At 64.1% G+C, this 14,284-nt stretch carries 22 protein-coding genes and 1 tRNA gene; 16 read left to right on the forward strand and 7 right to left on the reverse strand.

Annotated elements, in window-relative coordinates; all coding sequences use genetic code 11:
- Positions 1-33 precede the first annotated feature (33 nt).
- Positions 34-1,449: a hypothetical protein gene (locus tag PX52LOC_RS26995; protein ID WP_149113007.1), complete on the reverse strand. Its 1,416-nt coding sequence runs from the start codon at positions 1,447-1,449 to the stop codon at positions 34-36.
- A gap of 382 nt (positions 1,450-1,831) precedes the next feature.
- Between PX52LOC_RS26995 and PX52LOC_RS27000 the strand changes: the two genes are divergently transcribed.
- From PX52LOC_RS27000 to PX52LOC_RS27075, 16 genes are all read left to right on the forward strand, one after another.
- Positions 1,832-1,906, forward strand: a tRNA-Pro gene (locus PX52LOC_RS27000).
- Between the two features lie 169 nt (positions 1,907-2,075).
- On the forward strand, positions 2,076-2,780 hold the full coding sequence (locus tag PX52LOC_RS27005) for a hypothetical protein (protein WP_149113008.1): 705 nt from the start codon (positions 2,076-2,078) through the stop codon (positions 2,778-2,780).
- 412 nt (positions 2,781-3,192) lie between these two features.
- Positions 3,193-3,507, forward strand: coding sequence for a hypothetical protein (locus tag PX52LOC_RS27010; RefSeq protein ID WP_149113009.1), 315 nt, complete (start codon positions 3,193-3,195; stop codon positions 3,505-3,507).
- 1,140 nt (positions 3,508-4,647) lie between these two features.
- A complete protein-coding gene (locus PX52LOC_RS27015; RefSeq protein WP_149113010.1) occupies positions 4,648-5,514 on the forward strand; it encodes a hypothetical protein in 867 nt (288 codons plus the stop codon).
- Positions 5,511-5,870 carry a DUF6166 domain-containing protein gene (locus tag PX52LOC_RS27020; protein WP_149113011.1) on the forward strand — a complete coding sequence of 120 codons (360 nt, stop codon included), beginning with the start codon at positions 5,511-5,513 and terminating at the stop codon, positions 5,868-5,870. Before PX52LOC_RS27015 ends, PX52LOC_RS27020 begins: the two co-directional genes overlap by 4 nt.
- A complete protein-coding gene (locus PX52LOC_RS27025) occupies positions 5,870-6,130 on the forward strand; it encodes a hypothetical protein (protein ID WP_149113012.1) in 261 nt (86 codons plus the stop codon). The genes PX52LOC_RS27020 and PX52LOC_RS27025 overlap by 1 nt, the downstream gene beginning before the upstream one ends.
- A complete protein-coding gene (locus PX52LOC_RS27030) occupies positions 6,127-6,321 on the forward strand; it encodes a hypothetical protein (RefSeq protein WP_149113013.1) in 195 nt (64 codons plus the stop codon). Before PX52LOC_RS27025 ends, PX52LOC_RS27030 begins: the two co-directional genes overlap by 4 nt.
- Positions 6,318-6,605, forward strand: a complete 288-nt coding sequence (locus PX52LOC_RS27035; RefSeq protein WP_149113014.1) for a hypothetical protein — start codon at positions 6,318-6,320, stop codon at positions 6,603-6,605. Before PX52LOC_RS27030 ends, PX52LOC_RS27035 begins: the two co-directional genes overlap by 4 nt.
- Positions 6,602-6,997 carry a hypothetical protein gene (locus PX52LOC_RS27040; RefSeq protein WP_149113015.1) on the forward strand — a complete coding sequence of 132 codons (396 nt, stop codon included), beginning with the start codon at positions 6,602-6,604 and terminating at the stop codon, positions 6,995-6,997. Before PX52LOC_RS27035 ends, PX52LOC_RS27040 begins: the two co-directional genes overlap by 4 nt.
- Positions 6,994-7,248 (forward strand): hypothetical protein, encoded by a 255-nt coding sequence (locus PX52LOC_RS27045; protein ID WP_149113016.1) that lies wholly within the window; start codon positions 6,994-6,996, stop codon positions 7,246-7,248. The genes PX52LOC_RS27040 and PX52LOC_RS27045 overlap by 4 nt, the downstream gene beginning before the upstream one ends.
- Positions 7,249-7,317: 69 nt before the next feature.
- On the forward strand, positions 7,318-7,539 hold the full coding sequence (locus PX52LOC_RS27050; protein WP_149113017.1) for a hypothetical protein: 222 nt from the start codon (positions 7,318-7,320) through the stop codon (positions 7,537-7,539).
- A gap of 62 nt (positions 7,540-7,601) precedes the next feature.
- The gene (locus tag PX52LOC_RS27055) at positions 7,602-7,805 is read left to right on the forward strand and encodes a hypothetical protein (RefSeq protein WP_149113018.1); all 204 of its coding nucleotides are present in this window, start codon (positions 7,602-7,604) and stop codon (positions 7,803-7,805) included.
- A gap of 25 nt (positions 7,806-7,830) precedes the next feature.
- Positions 7,831-8,070, forward strand: coding sequence for a hypothetical protein (locus PX52LOC_RS27060; protein ID WP_149113019.1), 240 nt, complete (start codon positions 7,831-7,833; stop codon positions 8,068-8,070).
- A 48-nt stretch (positions 8,071-8,118) separates the two neighbouring features.
- Positions 8,119-8,553 carry a hypothetical protein gene (locus tag PX52LOC_RS27065; RefSeq protein WP_149113020.1) on the forward strand — a complete coding sequence of 145 codons (435 nt, stop codon included), beginning with the start codon at positions 8,119-8,121 and terminating at the stop codon, positions 8,551-8,553.
- A 40-nt stretch (positions 8,554-8,593) separates the two neighbouring features.
- Positions 8,594-8,986 carry a hypothetical protein gene (locus PX52LOC_RS27070; protein WP_149113021.1) on the forward strand — a complete coding sequence of 131 codons (393 nt, stop codon included), beginning with the start codon at positions 8,594-8,596 and terminating at the stop codon, positions 8,984-8,986.
- A gap of 128 nt (positions 8,987-9,114) precedes the next feature.
- Positions 9,115-9,348: a hypothetical protein gene (locus PX52LOC_RS27075; protein ID WP_149113022.1), complete on the forward strand. Its 234-nt coding sequence runs from the start codon at positions 9,115-9,117 to the stop codon at positions 9,346-9,348.
- A 416-nt stretch (positions 9,349-9,764) separates the two neighbouring features.
- Here the strand turns inward: PX52LOC_RS27075 and PX52LOC_RS27080 are convergent, their stop codons facing one another.
- The 6 genes from PX52LOC_RS27080 to PX52LOC_RS27105 form a co-directional block, all read right to left on the reverse strand.
- Positions 9,765-10,874, reverse strand: coding sequence for an acyltransferase family protein (locus PX52LOC_RS27080; RefSeq protein ID WP_149113023.1), 1,110 nt, complete (start codon positions 10,872-10,874; stop codon positions 9,765-9,767).
- A 68-nt stretch (positions 10,875-10,942) separates the two neighbouring features.
- A complete protein-coding gene (locus PX52LOC_RS27085; protein WP_149113024.1) occupies positions 10,943-11,467 on the reverse strand; it encodes an XkdW family protein in 525 nt (174 codons plus the stop codon).
- Positions 11,461-13,029 (reverse strand): collagen-like protein, encoded by a 1,569-nt coding sequence (locus PX52LOC_RS43635; protein WP_149113025.1) that lies wholly within the window; start codon positions 13,027-13,029, stop codon positions 11,461-11,463. Before PX52LOC_RS43635 ends, PX52LOC_RS27085 begins: the two co-directional genes overlap by 7 nt.
- Positions 13,026-13,289: a hypothetical protein gene (locus PX52LOC_RS27095; RefSeq protein WP_149113026.1), complete on the reverse strand. Its 264-nt coding sequence runs from the start codon at positions 13,287-13,289 to the stop codon at positions 13,026-13,028. Before PX52LOC_RS27095 ends, PX52LOC_RS43635 begins: the two co-directional genes overlap by 4 nt.
- A gap of 122 nt (positions 13,290-13,411) precedes the next feature.
- A complete protein-coding gene (locus PX52LOC_RS27100; protein WP_149113027.1) occupies positions 13,412-13,816 on the reverse strand; it encodes a hypothetical protein in 405 nt (134 codons plus the stop codon).
- The gene (locus tag PX52LOC_RS27105; RefSeq protein ID WP_149113028.1) at positions 13,813-14,268 is read right to left on the reverse strand and encodes a cytochrome c; all 456 of its coding nucleotides are present in this window, start codon (positions 14,266-14,268) and stop codon (positions 13,813-13,815) included. Before PX52LOC_RS27105 ends, PX52LOC_RS27100 begins: the two co-directional genes overlap by 4 nt.
- Between the last annotated feature and the right edge of the window lie 16 nt (positions 14,269-14,284).

The raw sequence follows: 14,284 nt of genomic DNA on the forward strand, positions 1-14,284 counted from the left end.
CCGCGAGAGTCGCAACGGGCAGTGGCCTCGGATTTATGTCGGCTCAACGAAACCCGCCTTCAGCGGCGGTTCCTTGGCCTCAATGAACAACTTCAATTCCGGAACGGGGTTTTGCTCCCGCCACCGGGCGACCGCGTCGGCATTCGGGACGAAGCCCGGGGTGCCGATCTTTTCGAGGGGCACAAGCACTCGCTCCACCAGCACCGTCGCGAGCGACTCGAGCTTGTTCCGATACCGTGCGGCGTTCGGAACCTTCTGCCAGTCCGTCAGGGCCGTAATCAGGTAGCTCCCGGTCACCTTCCACGGGATCGAATGGTCCTCCGGCTTGCCGGTCTTCTTCCCGCTGAAATTGAGAACGCCCTGGGCGACACAGTCGAAGAGGACGTCCATGTTCACGTCCTTATAGTCGTGGAGATTGCACAGGCCCATGACGGCAATTGCAATTTCATCGTAGCCAGGCGTCCGGGTGATCGACGGGTCGCCGATGGCCATCTTCGCCAGCGTCGCGAGCGGTCGGACGGAGCTACCGTCTTGGGCGTCGATGAACTGGGGGTAGCGGCACTGGGCCATCGCCCGAAGAGCAGCCCGCCGGTAGTAACGGACCACCATTTGCTGTTCCTTGCTCACCATTTCCGTTTGCAACTGGCCGACCGTCGGCGGTGCGTTCTTCGCATCGACCGTGCTCGGAGCGGGCGTGACGGGCATCGGCGGCGGTGGTGGCTTCGGCGCCCGAGACGGGAGGCCGTAGGGCTTGGTCCGCTTCACGATCGCATCGAGCGCGCCCACCAACTTGACCATCTCGGCGTCCTTGATTGTGTGCGTGGCGTACTTCACGTCGTTGGCCCAAACCGGGTTGTACGCACCGATCAAGCCCTCGGCGGCCTTGATGGCGTAGATCAGGATGGCCGGGTCGGTATTGGGGTCCGTTAGAAGGGTCAGGATCGTGGGGTAGTGCGCCGGCGCGCCGGACTTCGCCGCTAGGGAGAGCATCCGGGCGGCGTTGATCTGCATGATTTCCGGCACGGCCGGCGGCGGATCGCCTTGCTTCGCCCCCTTCGGCTGAAGGATATCACGGATGGCCGCGTCCATCGCCTCGCCGAACCCGCCGATATAGTCGGACTGATCGATATTGAGCTTCTGCTTCTGACCCCAAGTCGGGACGAGGATGAACGAACTGGCCGCGTCGAACAAGGATTCGAGCGTCAGTTCCGGCGGGACCGGCCGGAGTTCGCCCTTTTTCGGATCGGGCGGGGTGTAGTAGACCTTGTCGGTGAGGACGTAGACGAGCGATTTCGCGAAGAGATTCATCGCGTCCTGCTTGTCTTTCGCCACCTTCTTCGTGTTCGGGTCGATGATGACCGACTTTCCGTCCCGCATGTTGATGACGGCCGTCCGCGCACCACTCGTATTGCCGGGCGGTGTCAACTTGAAGCTGTCGAGCGGGACCATTCTCCGGGGTGGCGGCGGTGCGGGACGAGGCGTCTCGGCCTTCGCGGCGGGCGGATTTTGACCGGAAACGGTGGGTCCGCTGAGGGCAACGCCAATGAGTAGAAACGTACTTGTGGCCAGTACAGATCGTTTCGAACGCATGGTCGGGTGTACCCGCGTAAAGGTGGAAAAGGAGCGACGACAGGTATCTGTGTAACGCAGCAGGCGGCAATTCGTGAGTCGAATCACACCCACCGTAAATTTAGGCTATCAGTGATCCCGCCCCGATGCAAGCAGTTCGTGAACCTGTCGGCCGTTCGATTTGTCATTCGGGGCAACACGTTGGGATCACTCCGAAAAGTGCGATTGTCGATGCCTTCGAATTTGGTACAAAGTGGGAGTCCGGGCCGTAGCGCAGCTTGGCTAGCGCGCTTGCTTGGGGTGCAAGAGGTCGGGAGTTCAAATCTCCCCGGTCCGACTGGTTGAGGCTTGGTGGACGAGCCTTGACCGTCCCCCTCCCCTGGTTTGCGTCGGGGGAGGGGAAATTCACAACCCCGCCCGCGAGGAAATCCTCGCGGGTGGTTTTTTTTGTCTTCTGCGGGCCACCCTGCTCCGCACATCACATCCCCAGTCGAACAGGGTGGGCGGTGAACAAGAAGGCGAAGGACTTCGTTCGGTACGGTGGTCAGGCCGGCAAAATGGCCCGCGCGGGCTACAATCAGGTCGGGAGCGTTGGCGGTTGGGTCGTGTCCTTGGCCGCCTTCGTGGGTCTGAGCGTGGCAGCCGTGAGTGAGTTTTTCCTCCATACGTCCGTCAACGTACCCATTGGATGGCTCGTTGGCGGCATCGGTTTGGCCATCTACTTGATCGTTTGTTTTTCTTGGACCGCGTACAAGTTTCGACCCACCCCGGACCTGGATTTCGTGCGCCGGGCGATTTTCGGAACACGGTTCTCCGATCCCCCGTCCGGCCCTGGGAACGATAGACTCAGGTACTGCGTCACGATCCGGAACACCTCCCGGTCGACGCTGAAGGAATGCGGGTTGATGCTTGAGACCCTGCTGACCGACACGATCGAAGGGGCCTTCAACGGCCCCGAGCTGGTGAAGCTGCCCCTCGGCAGCGGGACATACACACTTCGGGAAGGCGAGTCCGAGGAGATCGAGATTTGCTGGATGCCGGTGGGGAGCACGCACCTCATCTGGTCATCCAGGAACGGCAGATCCAAGCCGGTCCAAGAGTACGTTGTGACCCTAATGCTTTACGGGGAGGGCGTGCCGCCCACCCGGGCGAAGGTCCGCGTCAAGCCGCACGGCGAAGGGTTGGCCGTCAGCTTCATGGACCCCGAGTGATGCGGACCTGTGGTCACGATTCTCTCGTGCCGCCTTGCACATCTGGCTTTTCCCACTCGTCACGGTGCTCAAGGGCAAACTTATCGACGGCCTTCCGGAGTAAGACCATCCGGGCTCGATTGCGGATGGCGAGCGTTCGTCGACAGCCAGGACACCGCTCATCCAAGTCTGAGTCGTCCGGCACCCGCAAGCCGGCACCCACCATGAAGCCGCCGAGCTGGTTCACCTCGGATTGCCGCACCTCGACCGGAATGAGTTCGCCGTCCTTGAATTCTTGAAACCTGAGGTAAGGGTCTGACACAGTCCGCTCCGTCGATTATGAGTAAGTCCACCGCGGCCGAAGTGGCCGCGAGTCCTCACTCAATATCTAAGGAAATGGTGACCGATCTCGACTACCTTGGGAGTTGATCCGATGAGCAGCCGAACCGCCCCCAACGAGCCGATGAGCCCGTTGGAACACTTCCTAACCACCCTCTTCGCCGTCTGGATCGGCGCGATGCTGGCCGGCACCTGCCTGTTCTTCGGCGGCCGGGCCTGGGTCCGCGGCGAGATCACCCAGGCCGCGGAGAAGTCCTCGAAGGAGGCCAATGAGAACCTGAAGAAGTGGCAGGCCGATCGCCCTGCCGACACCAAGCTGAGCGACCGTCTGAAGAAGGCGACCGATCAACTGGAGGCCGATCAGAAGAAATTGGAAGAGGCGTTTCGGCCGAAGGATGACCCAAAATAGTCCCGAAAAATTTCCCGAAAAATATTTTCGGAATATTTCCGCAACGCACATTCCCACCCCCCCTGCCCTGCCCTGCGAGCAGGGGGCCACTTCTCCGGCCGGAAACGGGCCTTCCCGACCCCCTCGTATCGACCCTCAGCACGGCCAATCGGACCCCTCAGGGATCGCTCAGGATGGCCCTAGCGGTCCCGATCTCCCCCTCGGACCACATTTGACCCGGTTTGGGGTCCGAAACGCGGCCGTCGCAACGCCAGCCGTCGCCGATTCGAAATCGCGGCCCGTCCCGGCTGATTTCTGCCACGAACCCATCGGCCACCGCCCCGCCCCCGGACCCCCACCCCTGGCAGACGCTTTCGCTTCGCTTCGCTTCGTTTTGAGGTTGTTCTAACCAAAAAAGCGAGGCGAAGCGAAGCGTAAGCGCTCTTCGCCCGGGCCTTACCGTACGTCCGGGCCTCCCCGAACGCCCGGGTTGGGCCGGCGTCCGGGACCCCTCAGCGGTTGGGAGTCCCGGACGCTCGGGGTCCCCGGACGCTCGGGGCTCCCGGACGCTCGGGAACCCCGGACGCTCGGGAACCCCGGACGCTCGGGAACCCCGGGCGTTCGGGCCTGCCGAGCGCTCGGGAACCCCGGCCGCTCGGGACCCCGAGCGCTCGGGACCCCGAGCGCTCGGGACTCCCAACCGCCCGGGGGGCTGAAAACGGCCCGCGGCCGGTCCGAGGCGGGGGTCGCCGCTCGCCGCCGGACGTCGGGTCGAGTGGTCGGGTCCGGGTCTGACGGCCGAGCCGATGCCGCCCAGAATCGCACAGGATGCCCAAAATTCGCACGATATCCCCCTCGGTCGGAACTTTTCCCGTCCGGACGGAGAAAATCGATTCTGGGGCAAATTAGGCGGCTTAGAAGTGAAACGGACTTTCCGGACTTGAAATGATCACTTTTTGACCACTGCACGATGCGTGCCAAAAGTGGTCATGACGGCCCTGGTACGGTGGTGGACAGCCGGTCACTTTTTTCGGGGTCGGGGGTGGGTTAGAGTCGCCTTGCCGGATGACCCGCGTTCACGTCGTCGATCGACACGCAAGCCCTCACCACGCGGTGGGGGGTCGATCGCGACCAGCGGACACCGGCACAAGAGTCCACAGTATGTCCACACCCACCTGGGTGCGGGTGACCTCGTCACCCGCGTCCGGTCCCGCGTCCCCTCCGACGCCGGGCCAAGCCATCCGCAACGACGACAGCCGCCTCATCCCCTGGTCGCCCGGCGAACTCGACCTCGTCTGGTTCCTGGGGGACATCTACCAAGTGCAGACGCACTTCGGCAGCCGCAACACGGTCCCCTGCGTCGGGGACGAGTGCGCGCTATGTGCCAGTCAACCGCCGCGGCCGAACGGCTTCGCGGCCGTGCTCGTCCGCAACGGCCAATCCCTCGAAGGCGTGGAGGTGTGGATCCCCCGCGTGCTCCGCGTCTTCAAGAACAACTTCGGGTTGGGGGACAACCTCCGCGGCCGCGTGTTCAAGGTCAAGAAGCTTACGGGCAGCGGGGCCCGGAGCGAGTGGCAGTACACGTTCAGCTACGCGAAGACGCCGCCGGTCGACGAGTTCGACGTGCAGGCCGTGATGAACAGCGTGTGGTTCCCGGCCAAGTTCCCGCCGGTCTACCTGGGCGAGCAGCGCGTGGCTTTGAAGCCGAAGGCGGTCGCGCCGGCCGAGCCGACGTTCGCCGAGTCGCTGAAGGCCCTCCCGAACGAGCAGTTGATCGGGATGATTTCCTCTTACCGCGATAGCGGCATGAACAAGCTCGCCGATGCGATCGCGGCCGAGCTCCGCGGCCGCGGCGTCACGCTCGACACCGACCCGTCGCCGACCGGCGGTGACGGCGACGGGACGGCGAAGTTGAAGGCCGGCCGCTTCCGCATCGGCGTGTACTCCGTGCCCGTGAAGGCGGGCGAGACTGCGGCCGAACCGACCAACGGCCGCCACGGCAAGCCGGCGAAAGGGGGTGCCCTTTGAACGCTCCCCTCCACCCCAAAACGGCGGCGTACGTCGGCGTCACGATCGCCGGCGAGCGGTTCGTCAGTCGAATCAGCGTCAACGCGGTGTCATCCCGCCTATCGCTCTGCACACACCTTCGGCAGCACGCGGGCGAACTCGGTTGGGGCGATCACGGGACCGCCGCCGCTCAACTCGCACTGGCGATCATGAACGACGCCGTCGGCCGCGAGACAGCCCTTGAGTGGTACCACGACTTCAAGGCCGAAGTGGTCTCGAAGCTCGGGGCCTCGTGGGTGCTCAACCACGGCGACGTGGTCGACTGGGTGCTCGGCCGCTCGTTCTCGCCGGTGATGGCGAAAGGGGGTGCCGCTTGATGCCTCCTCAAGTGCTGATCTGCGACATCCCTGAAGTTCCCGAGATCGTCACCGCCCACCTGGTGGCCCGTGGCATCCACACCGTCGGCCAACTGCTCGACGCGGCCGTCCGCGGCGGCGTGGCACTGAACTCGGTCACCGTCGGTGAAGTGGTGTGGGTGGCGAGCGACTACAAGCTCAACTGGCGCGAGTGCGTCTGCGTGTACAACCTGCTCCGCATCGCCCGCAAGCCGATGCCGGTGAAAGGCGGTGCCGCATGACCACGCCTCGAATCGGCGCGCGGGTCGTCTGGATCGACACCCGCTTCGGCCAGCGGTCCGGCGAGATCCTTCGGAGTGAACGGGTCGGCGATCGCACGGCGTGCTGGCTCCGACCATCCGACGGCATCGACCCCGAAGTCTGTCTGGTATGGACCGACGAGCTACGGCCGGCGGAAGGAGGTGCCGCTTGAGCAATCAACCGAACCTCTTCCCCGAGTCGCCTCTTCAGCAGCCCTTCGACTTGTTCAAGCAAGTCATGGCGATGATGAACGGCGACGTCGCCGGGTGGCTCCACTTCGTCGACCTGGTGAAGGAGATGATCAAGGCCCACGGTCAGGAGAGGCATGGTGTGCCCCACTCCAAGCAAAAAGCCTTGATCGCCGAAAGTGCGGTTCAAAACATCATCCGCGAAATCGCAGAGTACCAAAGCACGCCTTCCGTGCTGAGTTTACTTGCGGAAGGGGGTGACGCTTGAACGGCAAGAACATCCCCCTCGTGCCCCGCGTGGCGCTGGTCGACCTCGCGAGGCAGGTGGACCGGTTGCTGAAGATGCAAGCCGACTATTTCCGAAGCAGGAAGCCGGCTGACCTCTCTGCCTGCAGGGACGCAGAACGTCGACTCGCTGAGACCGTCAAGGCGATCATCGAGCGGCCGGAGAGTCAGCCTACTCTGTTCGCTGACGCGCTGAGTGATCGCATGGCCGCGGTCACTCACGCGTTAGTCCTCGACGTCGCCGGCGAACTGTCGATCATGGCTGACAAGCTCGGCCGCGGCCACGGCGATCGACACACGGCGATCCGTGATGTCCGGGTTCAGATCGGCCGGCTTCGGAGCTCCGTGCCGGTGTCGGAAGGAGGTGCGCGTTGACACGACACCTCGAAGCCGCGCCGTGGCGGATGCTCCGACGTCTGTTGAACGCGCACCCGAAAGGGCTGACGTTCTTGCAGGTTCGGAACTGGTCCCGAAAGGACAAGGAAGAGCAGCAACTGCGGGAGCTCGCACGACTCGGCCTGGTCGTCATCCGGCGATCACTCGACGGGAAGGCGTGCTATCACATCACGCCGGCCGGAATCGCGGCCGCGGATCTCGGTGAGATCGAACAGACTGGCGCCGCATAACGCGGCCTCAGCAGAATTCCACGCGGCCGAGCAAACGCCCGGCCGCATTCACCCTTTCACGGAGTTATCGTGAGTACTGTTGCAGAGATCATGCGCGCCGAACTGTCCGCGATGGAAGCCATCGTCGCCGCTCTCGATCCCCTTGACGAGCACCAGCGTCGGCGGGTTCTGAACTGGGCACGGGATCGATACGTCGACACCCCCTTCGCGAAGGATCTTCTCGAAACGCTCAAGAAGCAACCGCCGCCGCCGCCGCCGGCCGGCGTGCCGCAGAGGAGGTACCCCGGCTAATGCCAAGTCTTCGCGGCCGAGCACGTGCTCGGCCGCTTTCCCAAACTCACCGAGGTCATGTCATGATGCTGGAAGAGCGAGTCCAGAGAATCGACCGCGAGATCGATCGCGTGATCGGCCTGTCCGAGAAGGGTCTTCAGAGCATGGAGCAACTCTTCAAAATCATCCAGGGCCTGCAGGCTCGGATCGAGATCCTGGAACGGCGAATCGACCTGGAAGAGACATACCAACAAGAACAGCGGGAACGGCAAGCGCAACGTGCCTGACGTGAAAGCGGTCGCGGAGGAAGATATGTCAACGCCGTTCAGCGAAGTTCGACCATACGACGAGATCCGGATCACCGGGCGTACCGGCGCTGGGTTCGACGTGACCGACTACACCGGAACGGTCAGCGGCGTCCACCAGGACGACGACGGATGGGCGTTGAAACTGTGGCCGGACGACGACTGCAAACACCCGGCCAGCAACGGTAAGGACTGGTTCGAAGAGCGGAACGTCACGGCCCTAACGATCGTGAAACGCGACAGTTGATACCTTGCCCGATGAGCAAAGTACCCCTTAACCCATGGAGAATTGACAATGAAGATCGTGGAACATGGCATCGCCCGCCGGTGCCGAATCGACTTGTACACCCCGACTGAGACGGCCATTCGTGAGGCCATGCTTGCAGTGGAGCGGGCGGGGTGCCACCCGCTTTTGACAGAGGCCGTCTGCCTGCTGGAACAAGCCAAGAACAAAGTGGCTGACTTCGTCGAGATGCCGGAACAGAGCGATGCGAACGACACCGTTGCCGATGCGGAATGGCTGGGCCGGGCAGGCTTTCGACAATGCCCCATTGAGGGCCGTGTCGAACGGCGGATTTCGGGCCGCCAGTGGGTTGTCTACGATATGGGCGAAGACGCCGCGTATCTGTCGTCGGCGGAAGACGGCCTCACTCGCTTACCCGGCCCAACCGCAACACGCGAGCAACTGCGGCGGCTGATGGCTGGCCTGGGGACGCCTTTGGACGCCTGACCGCGTGCCGGTTGAGCAAAGTACCTCATTGGGAGCGACCATGCTGATTGAAGACGTGCTGAAATTCAAGATCGCGGAGTCGGACCGGCTTTCCGAATTCATGCCGCGTGGGACTCCTGTTCGCTGGTGGCCGTTCGGTCAACCAGACTCGGAAGTTCCAGTGCTGGCCGAGATCGCGAGCCGGTTCGGGTTGGAGCCTGGATCGCCCGTTGTGCGCGTGCGACTCCGGGGCGCCATCGGCCTCATCGAAGCCTCCCGTCTGTTGCCCTTAGTTGAGCAGCCTCACGAGGCTTCCAAGCGGCGAGACGAGTTTATCCGGGCCGGTGGCGATGTTACTTGCCCGCGTTGCGGCCGATTCAATTATGACCACCCAACGGACCAGTTCGATTCGTGCCTGACGATTCTCTGCGATCTGTCCCGCGTCAAACTGTGACCGCTTGCCCACCCAGCAGAGTAGAAGCCAAGCGGGATCGCAGACGACCGCTTAACCTCTTGCTCCGGCAGCAACGACTGAGGGCCGCGGGTAGATACCCGCGGCCCTTTCCATTTGGAGTTGCCGGTATGTCGTGCCTTGCTCGTGAGCGGTTGGCGAAAATGTGTGCGGACGCCGACGTGAGTTTCAACGTCGCGCTGGGTGTGCTGAACGATTCGTTGCGAGAGTTCCCACCTGGTGGGCCGCCGATCAAGCAACTCGGTGGCGCGAACCTCGATCGGCTGAGCTACGCTCGCCATCTGGCCCGACACCGAGGGTCCGAGAACCTGGAACGGGTGGTCTGGGATTACTTGGTTGATTGAGTCCGAAAGGCGCTGTACACTTCCCTTCCCTGATCCTGTCACAGCAACACGCCTAATTGCTCTGACGCCGCCCGGGAACAGGAAGAGCCGCGGAATGATCCGCGGCTCTTTTCATTTCCTCAGCCCAAGTCCTTTCCCCAGATCGAATCCGCGATCCAGTAGGCAACGGCTAAGGCGAAGCAGATGGTGAAGCAGGTGTTGAAATCCATACGGTCCTCGGGTTGGTGGTGAAGGCACCACTATCTACCCGCGGTACCGCTTGCTGACTGAGAAACGTCGAGGACCTGGTCGAGCAGCTCGTCGAGCGCGAGGCCCGGCATTGCCGGACCGTTCGGGGGTGGGTCCATTTCTTGTTCCCTAGCCGGTTTGCACGGCTACCCCTGATCCCTAGCGCTCGCGTTCCTCGCAACGGGTCATCACGCTTTAGTCTGCCGGTGTCCGGTCCAGCGATCACGCATCCGCAGAATAGGAGATTCAAAACCGTAGTACGTGGCCGCAGAAACTGCGTAGATGGCCGCCACGGTAGCAGCTACCCACGCCTCGCGTGGAGGTGCCACGGACGGGTAGAGCATCGTCAGGCGGCGGGCGACGGACATCAAGCCGATCAAGACAGGAATGTGGCAGAGGTACATCGAATACGACCAGAGACTGGTGAGCAGAGCCGCACGGTCGAGAAATCGCAGAACGCTGCCGGAGGCCGACGCAGACGCAACCACCAAGGCCGCAGAAAAACTGAACGCGCAAAAAATGAGCGTGTCGTCAGGGCGAGATAAGAAGTCTGTCTGCTCCCCCGCGTACCGGCCCGCGAGCCAAAGGCAGCAGAGCAGGCATGACGCCCACCCCGCGATTCCAACCCACCGTCGCTGAACGTAGAGAAACAAGTCTGGTCGGTATCGGTGTGCCGCCGCTAGGAGAACGCCCCACATGATGGCGTCAAGCCGATACGCAACGATCTTCCGGACGCCGTCGTCCCACGGTTGCCCCCGCCCGATCGCGATTCGCAGACCGATTGGCGTTACAAAGAGCAGTAGCGCCGCAGTGAGAAAAGCATACTTAACACGCCCCGTGACCGTGAAGGCGATGAGACAGAGAACAGGGAACAGCAGGTAGAACCACTCTTCGACGCAGAGTGACCAGCTAACTGAGTAGAACGGCGGAATGGGCCACGCCAAATTCTGGGTGAAGGTCAGGTACGCGGCGGCCGACCAAGACGGCGTGGAAGGCAACAACACTGCAAAAACGATCAGAAACAGCAGGTAGTTCGGCACGGTCCGCAGCCAACGACGTGCCCAGAACACGAGCACCAAGTTTGGTGTAACCCGATTGCCGTTCGCCACTGTTTGCTTGAGGAAGATGCCACCGATTAGGAAGCCGCTGAGGACAAAGAACAGTTCAACGCCCAGCACGCCGAGCGGAAAGATGTAAGCCGGTCGGGCCTGATACCAATCATTCGCGAGATGACACGTCACCACCAGCAGGATGGCGACTGAGCGAACGTAGTCGAGCCCAATTTTGCGATCAGACATTCTCACCTCCGAGCAGATTCGGGCATCTTAGTGAGAGGTCACACCAACGGAATTGGCTTCCCCGTCAATCATACCCCACTGGCCACGGCCGCCCCCACGAGCGGAAGTAGTTCGTCGCGCTGCACGCGGTCGGTGCCGGTCGCCAGCACGGCTGCCGGCGTCGGCGGCACCTCTGCCCACACGCCCCCGTCCTGCTCCCACGCGAGGCGGTCGGCGGCGATCCACCCGGCGATAGCGGCAGCACGGCCGGCCCGCGGCATGGCGGCAAGCTCATCGACGTGGTCGATCACGACGCCGAGGACTTCGGCCACGTTGTTTCGCAACTCGTACCCGACCGAGTCGGAAGCGCGAACCGCCCGCGATACGGGCTCGCTGGACAGGAGCAGTGCCCCGGCGGCGGTCATCTGGGCGCCAGCCCGCACCATCGCAACATGCTCCGGGGTGACGGCCGCGAGTTGTTCGGCGGTCGGCTGCAGCCCGGGCAGGTGCCAGGCGGCGATCCGCGGGCCAGTGCCGTCGTCGGCGACGGTGTAGTCCACCAGTGGCGACGCGGCCGGGTACAGGACCGTCAAGGCGTCGGCGAGCGTCACCACGTCGGCACCTCCGTGATGGTGAGGGTGGTGGCGTTGCCGCCGGCGGTAAACACGTTCACCGACACGCCGGACGACTGGTAGGCGTACATTCGCACGGAATCTCCAGCCGCGAACGTGTAGTCGACGACGGCAAGGGTGATCGGCGTCCAACTCACTGTGTTGTGGTCGTTCGTCGCAATTAGCACGGTGCTCGAATTGTTCGCGTGTATCCGGCACTGCGCGAAACCCGCGGCACCCATCGGGTTGGTCCCGGCGGCATCGGAGTACGTGATGACGCCGGTGCAAGAGTATAGGCCCGGTCGCAGGACCAGCATCTGGCCCGTGGCGGTGTCGGCCATTCGCCCCGTGGCGTCGAGGATTGAGTTATTCAGCGGGACGAGCGTGACGGTGTTGTTCGGGATGTCGCCGCTGACGAGGGTGGACCGGCCCACGGCGCACGCCATTGGTCGCGTCTTGCCCGCGATTTTCGTCCACCCCGTACCGTCGCAGAGCAGGATGCACGCCTCGCCGGACCACATCACCCGCGTCAGCGTGCCGTCGATCGTCTCACTGCCGTTGCCGTCGAGCGTGACGAGTTTCGTCAATCCGGCGGCCATGCGAAAGCCGATCAGCTTGCCCGCATTGCCCACGGCCGTGGGCAGTGTGACCGTGTAGTCGCTGGTCGTGCCGGAGCAACCGTGCATCCGGGAAATCGTCGCCGTGGCGGTCGTCGTGACGCTGATCTCGGCCGCAGTGAGGGTCGAAAGGAGGTCGCTCGACCCACCAACTCCCGGCGTCTGCCACGCCGTGGCGAAATCGGCACCACTCGTTTTCGTCAGCACCTGCCCCGTCGAACCGCCGGTCGGGACGCCCTGCCCGTCAGCACCCGCGGGGCCGGTTGCGCCCGCAGCCCCCGCCGAACCTGTCGCCCCCGCTGGCCCTTGCGGGCCGGTGTCGCCTGTATCTCCCTTGTCGCCCTTCGCCCCGGCTGCCCCCGTCGATCCCGTTGCGCCGGCGGCTCCTGTAGCACCCGTTGCCCCTTGATCGCCCGTGTCACCTTTCGGCCCTTGCGATCCGGTCGCACCCGTCGCGCCTTGCGGCCCCTGGCTTCCAGTGTCACCCTTATCACCCTTCGGCCCCTGTGACCCTGTTGCGCCCGTTGGTCCGGTCGCGCCGATGGGGCCGGCCGGCCCAGTGACCGTCGTGACCCGGACCACACCGCCGCCCTGGTTCGTTAGCGTGCCGTTCGGGAACTCGATCACCGTGGCAGTTACGGACGGACTACCGTCGATCTCGCGGACCGTTAATGATCCGCCGGGTCCGCCCGTTCCTGGGGCAACCCACACCGGCTGGCCGTTGCCTTGATCGTCGATTTCGGCCCCGGCGAGCCAAGTGCCCTCCGAAGGCGCATCCGCATACGGGAGCGAGCCGACTGACCGGTTGCCCGTCAGGAAACCGTTGAGGTTCGTCGACGTGGCGGCCGTGATGAGGTTCGGGCCGCTCGGGTGGATGTGCGTGCCCACGCTCGGGGCGACGGCCGCGGCGAACCGCTCGTGGTTGAACGTGATGGTGACGCCGATCATTGGGGGAGCGTCCTCCGCTCGACGATCATCGTCCCCCCGTCGATCCAATCCCGGCTTCCGGCCGCGGCGGACCACACGTCCACGGTCCACGAGCCAAGGGGCCACGCCACGGTGATCGTTGGGCCGGGCTTACGAAACAGCACCTGGGCCCCGCCGGTGAGGACGGTGCCTTCCACGGTGATCTGTGCACCAGCGGGGGAGACCATTTCGAACGTCAACGTGCGGCCGGTCCACTGGTCCGAGCCGTCGTCCGTGGTCATGGTGACGTCGAAGTCTTCGCCTTGGATGAGTCGCGTTACGAATGGCATGGAAGTGAAGGCCGGCGGGAAGTGTGCCGACGGACCGCTCGGAGGCGGCCCGCCGTGTTCGGAACCCGCCCCGGTTACTTATCCGGGGCCGTGAGGCGTTGTTGGAGTCCTTGCCTATGCACTTCCAGGCGGAGTGCCTCGACCTCCAGCCGGAGCGATTCGGCGTCCGTCGTCCCGACAACCGCCGGGACCGCGTAAAAGGCCTGGACCGGGTGGACGGCGATCGCCTGGACCGGCGCGACCACGACCTTCTGCACCCGCTGAACGGCGACGGCCTGCACGATCGGCTGCACCACGACCCGTTGAACCCGCTGCACCTGGACGCGCTGCACCTGCACACGCTGCACCTGCACACGCTGCACCACGGGTGCCCGCCCGACGGTGATGCTCCGTTGGACGATCAGCGGGGCCGCCTGAGCGGTTACCCCCGTGACGGCCAGCCCCGCGAGGGCGGCCACGATCAACATGACTTGCTTCATTTCTTCTCCTGCGGTGAAGGGGTGAAGTAGTCCGAGAGCTGCTTCACCTCAGCCTCGGCCAGTTTGCCGCTCGGGGGCATCTCCCCCTTGCCGACCAGCCGCACGAGGCGGCGCTTCTCACTCAGCGACAGCTCCGCCGGCGTGCCGTCCTTCTCGACGAGGACGAACCCCCCGCCGCGGTCCTCTGCGGTCTCGGCCTTGTGGCACGAGGCGCACCGCGCCCCGATCACGCCGACGGCGTTGCCCGCGGGGGCAACCGCCCCGCCCCGCATCGCCTGGACGTCGCCGCGAAGGCCCTTGAGTTCTCCGAGAATTTGCTTGAGCAGGTCATCACTGCCGCTGAACGCCGGACCGTAAGCCGGCACGAGCACCGTGGGCGCGTGGTCGGCCGTCGCGTACGTCCCGCCCGCGGGCGGGCTCGACGTCGCGGCGGCGACCAGGAGCACGACCAATAACAAACCCCATCCC

The sequence above is a fragment of the Limnoglobus roseus genome, assembly GCF_008254045.1.
Taxonomy (GTDB): Bacteria; Planctomycetota; Planctomycetia; order Gemmatales; family Gemmataceae; genus Limnoglobus; species Limnoglobus roseus.

Coding starts and splice junctions, on each gene's coding strand:
- PX52LOC_RS27060 (WP_149113019.1), top strand. CDS start 7,831: ATGTCAACGCCGTTCAGCGAAGTTCGACCATACGACGAGATCCGGATC.
- PX52LOC_RS27070 (WP_149113021.1), top strand. CDS start 8,594: ATGCTGATTGAAGACGTGCTGAAATTCAAGATCGCGGAGTCGGACCGG.
- PX52LOC_RS27010 (WP_149113009.1), top strand. CDS start 3,193: ATGAGCAGCCGAACCGCCCCCAACGAGCCGATGAGCCCGTTGGAACAC.
- PX52LOC_RS43635 (WP_149113025.1), bottom strand. CDS start 13,029: ATGATCGGCGTCACCATCACGTTCAACCACGAGCGGTTCGCCGCGGCC.
- PX52LOC_RS27055 (WP_149113018.1), top strand. CDS start 7,602: ATGATGCTGGAAGAGCGAGTCCAGAGAATCGACCGCGAGATCGATCGC.
- PX52LOC_RS27065 (WP_149113020.1), top strand. CDS start 8,119: ATGAAGATCGTGGAACATGGCATCGCCCGCCGGTGCCGAATCGACTTG.
- PX52LOC_RS27100 (WP_149113027.1), bottom strand. CDS start 13,816: ATGAAGCAAGTCATGTTGATCGTGGCCGCCCTCGCGGGGCTGGCCGTC.
- PX52LOC_RS26995 (WP_149113007.1), bottom strand. CDS start 1,449: ATGGTCCCGCTCGACAGCTTCAAGTTGACACCGCCCGGCAATACGAGT.
- PX52LOC_RS27080 (WP_149113023.1), bottom strand. CDS start 10,874: ATGTCTGATCGCAAAATTGGGCTCGACTACGTTCGCTCAGTCGCCATC.
- PX52LOC_RS27015 (WP_149113010.1), top strand. CDS start 4,648: ATGTCCACACCCACCTGGGTGCGGGTGACCTCGTCACCCGCGTCCGGT.
- PX52LOC_RS27075 (WP_149113022.1), top strand. CDS start 9,115: ATGTCGTGCCTTGCTCGTGAGCGGTTGGCGAAAATGTGTGCGGACGCC.
- PX52LOC_RS27025 (WP_149113012.1), top strand. CDS start 5,870: ATGCCTCCTCAAGTGCTGATCTGCGACATCCCTGAAGTTCCCGAGATC.
- PX52LOC_RS27095 (WP_149113026.1), bottom strand. CDS start 13,289: ATGACCACGGACGACGGCTCGGACCAGTGGACCGGCCGCACGTTGACG.
- PX52LOC_RS27030 (WP_149113013.1), top strand. CDS start 6,127: ATGACCACGCCTCGAATCGGCGCGCGGGTCGTCTGGATCGACACCCGC.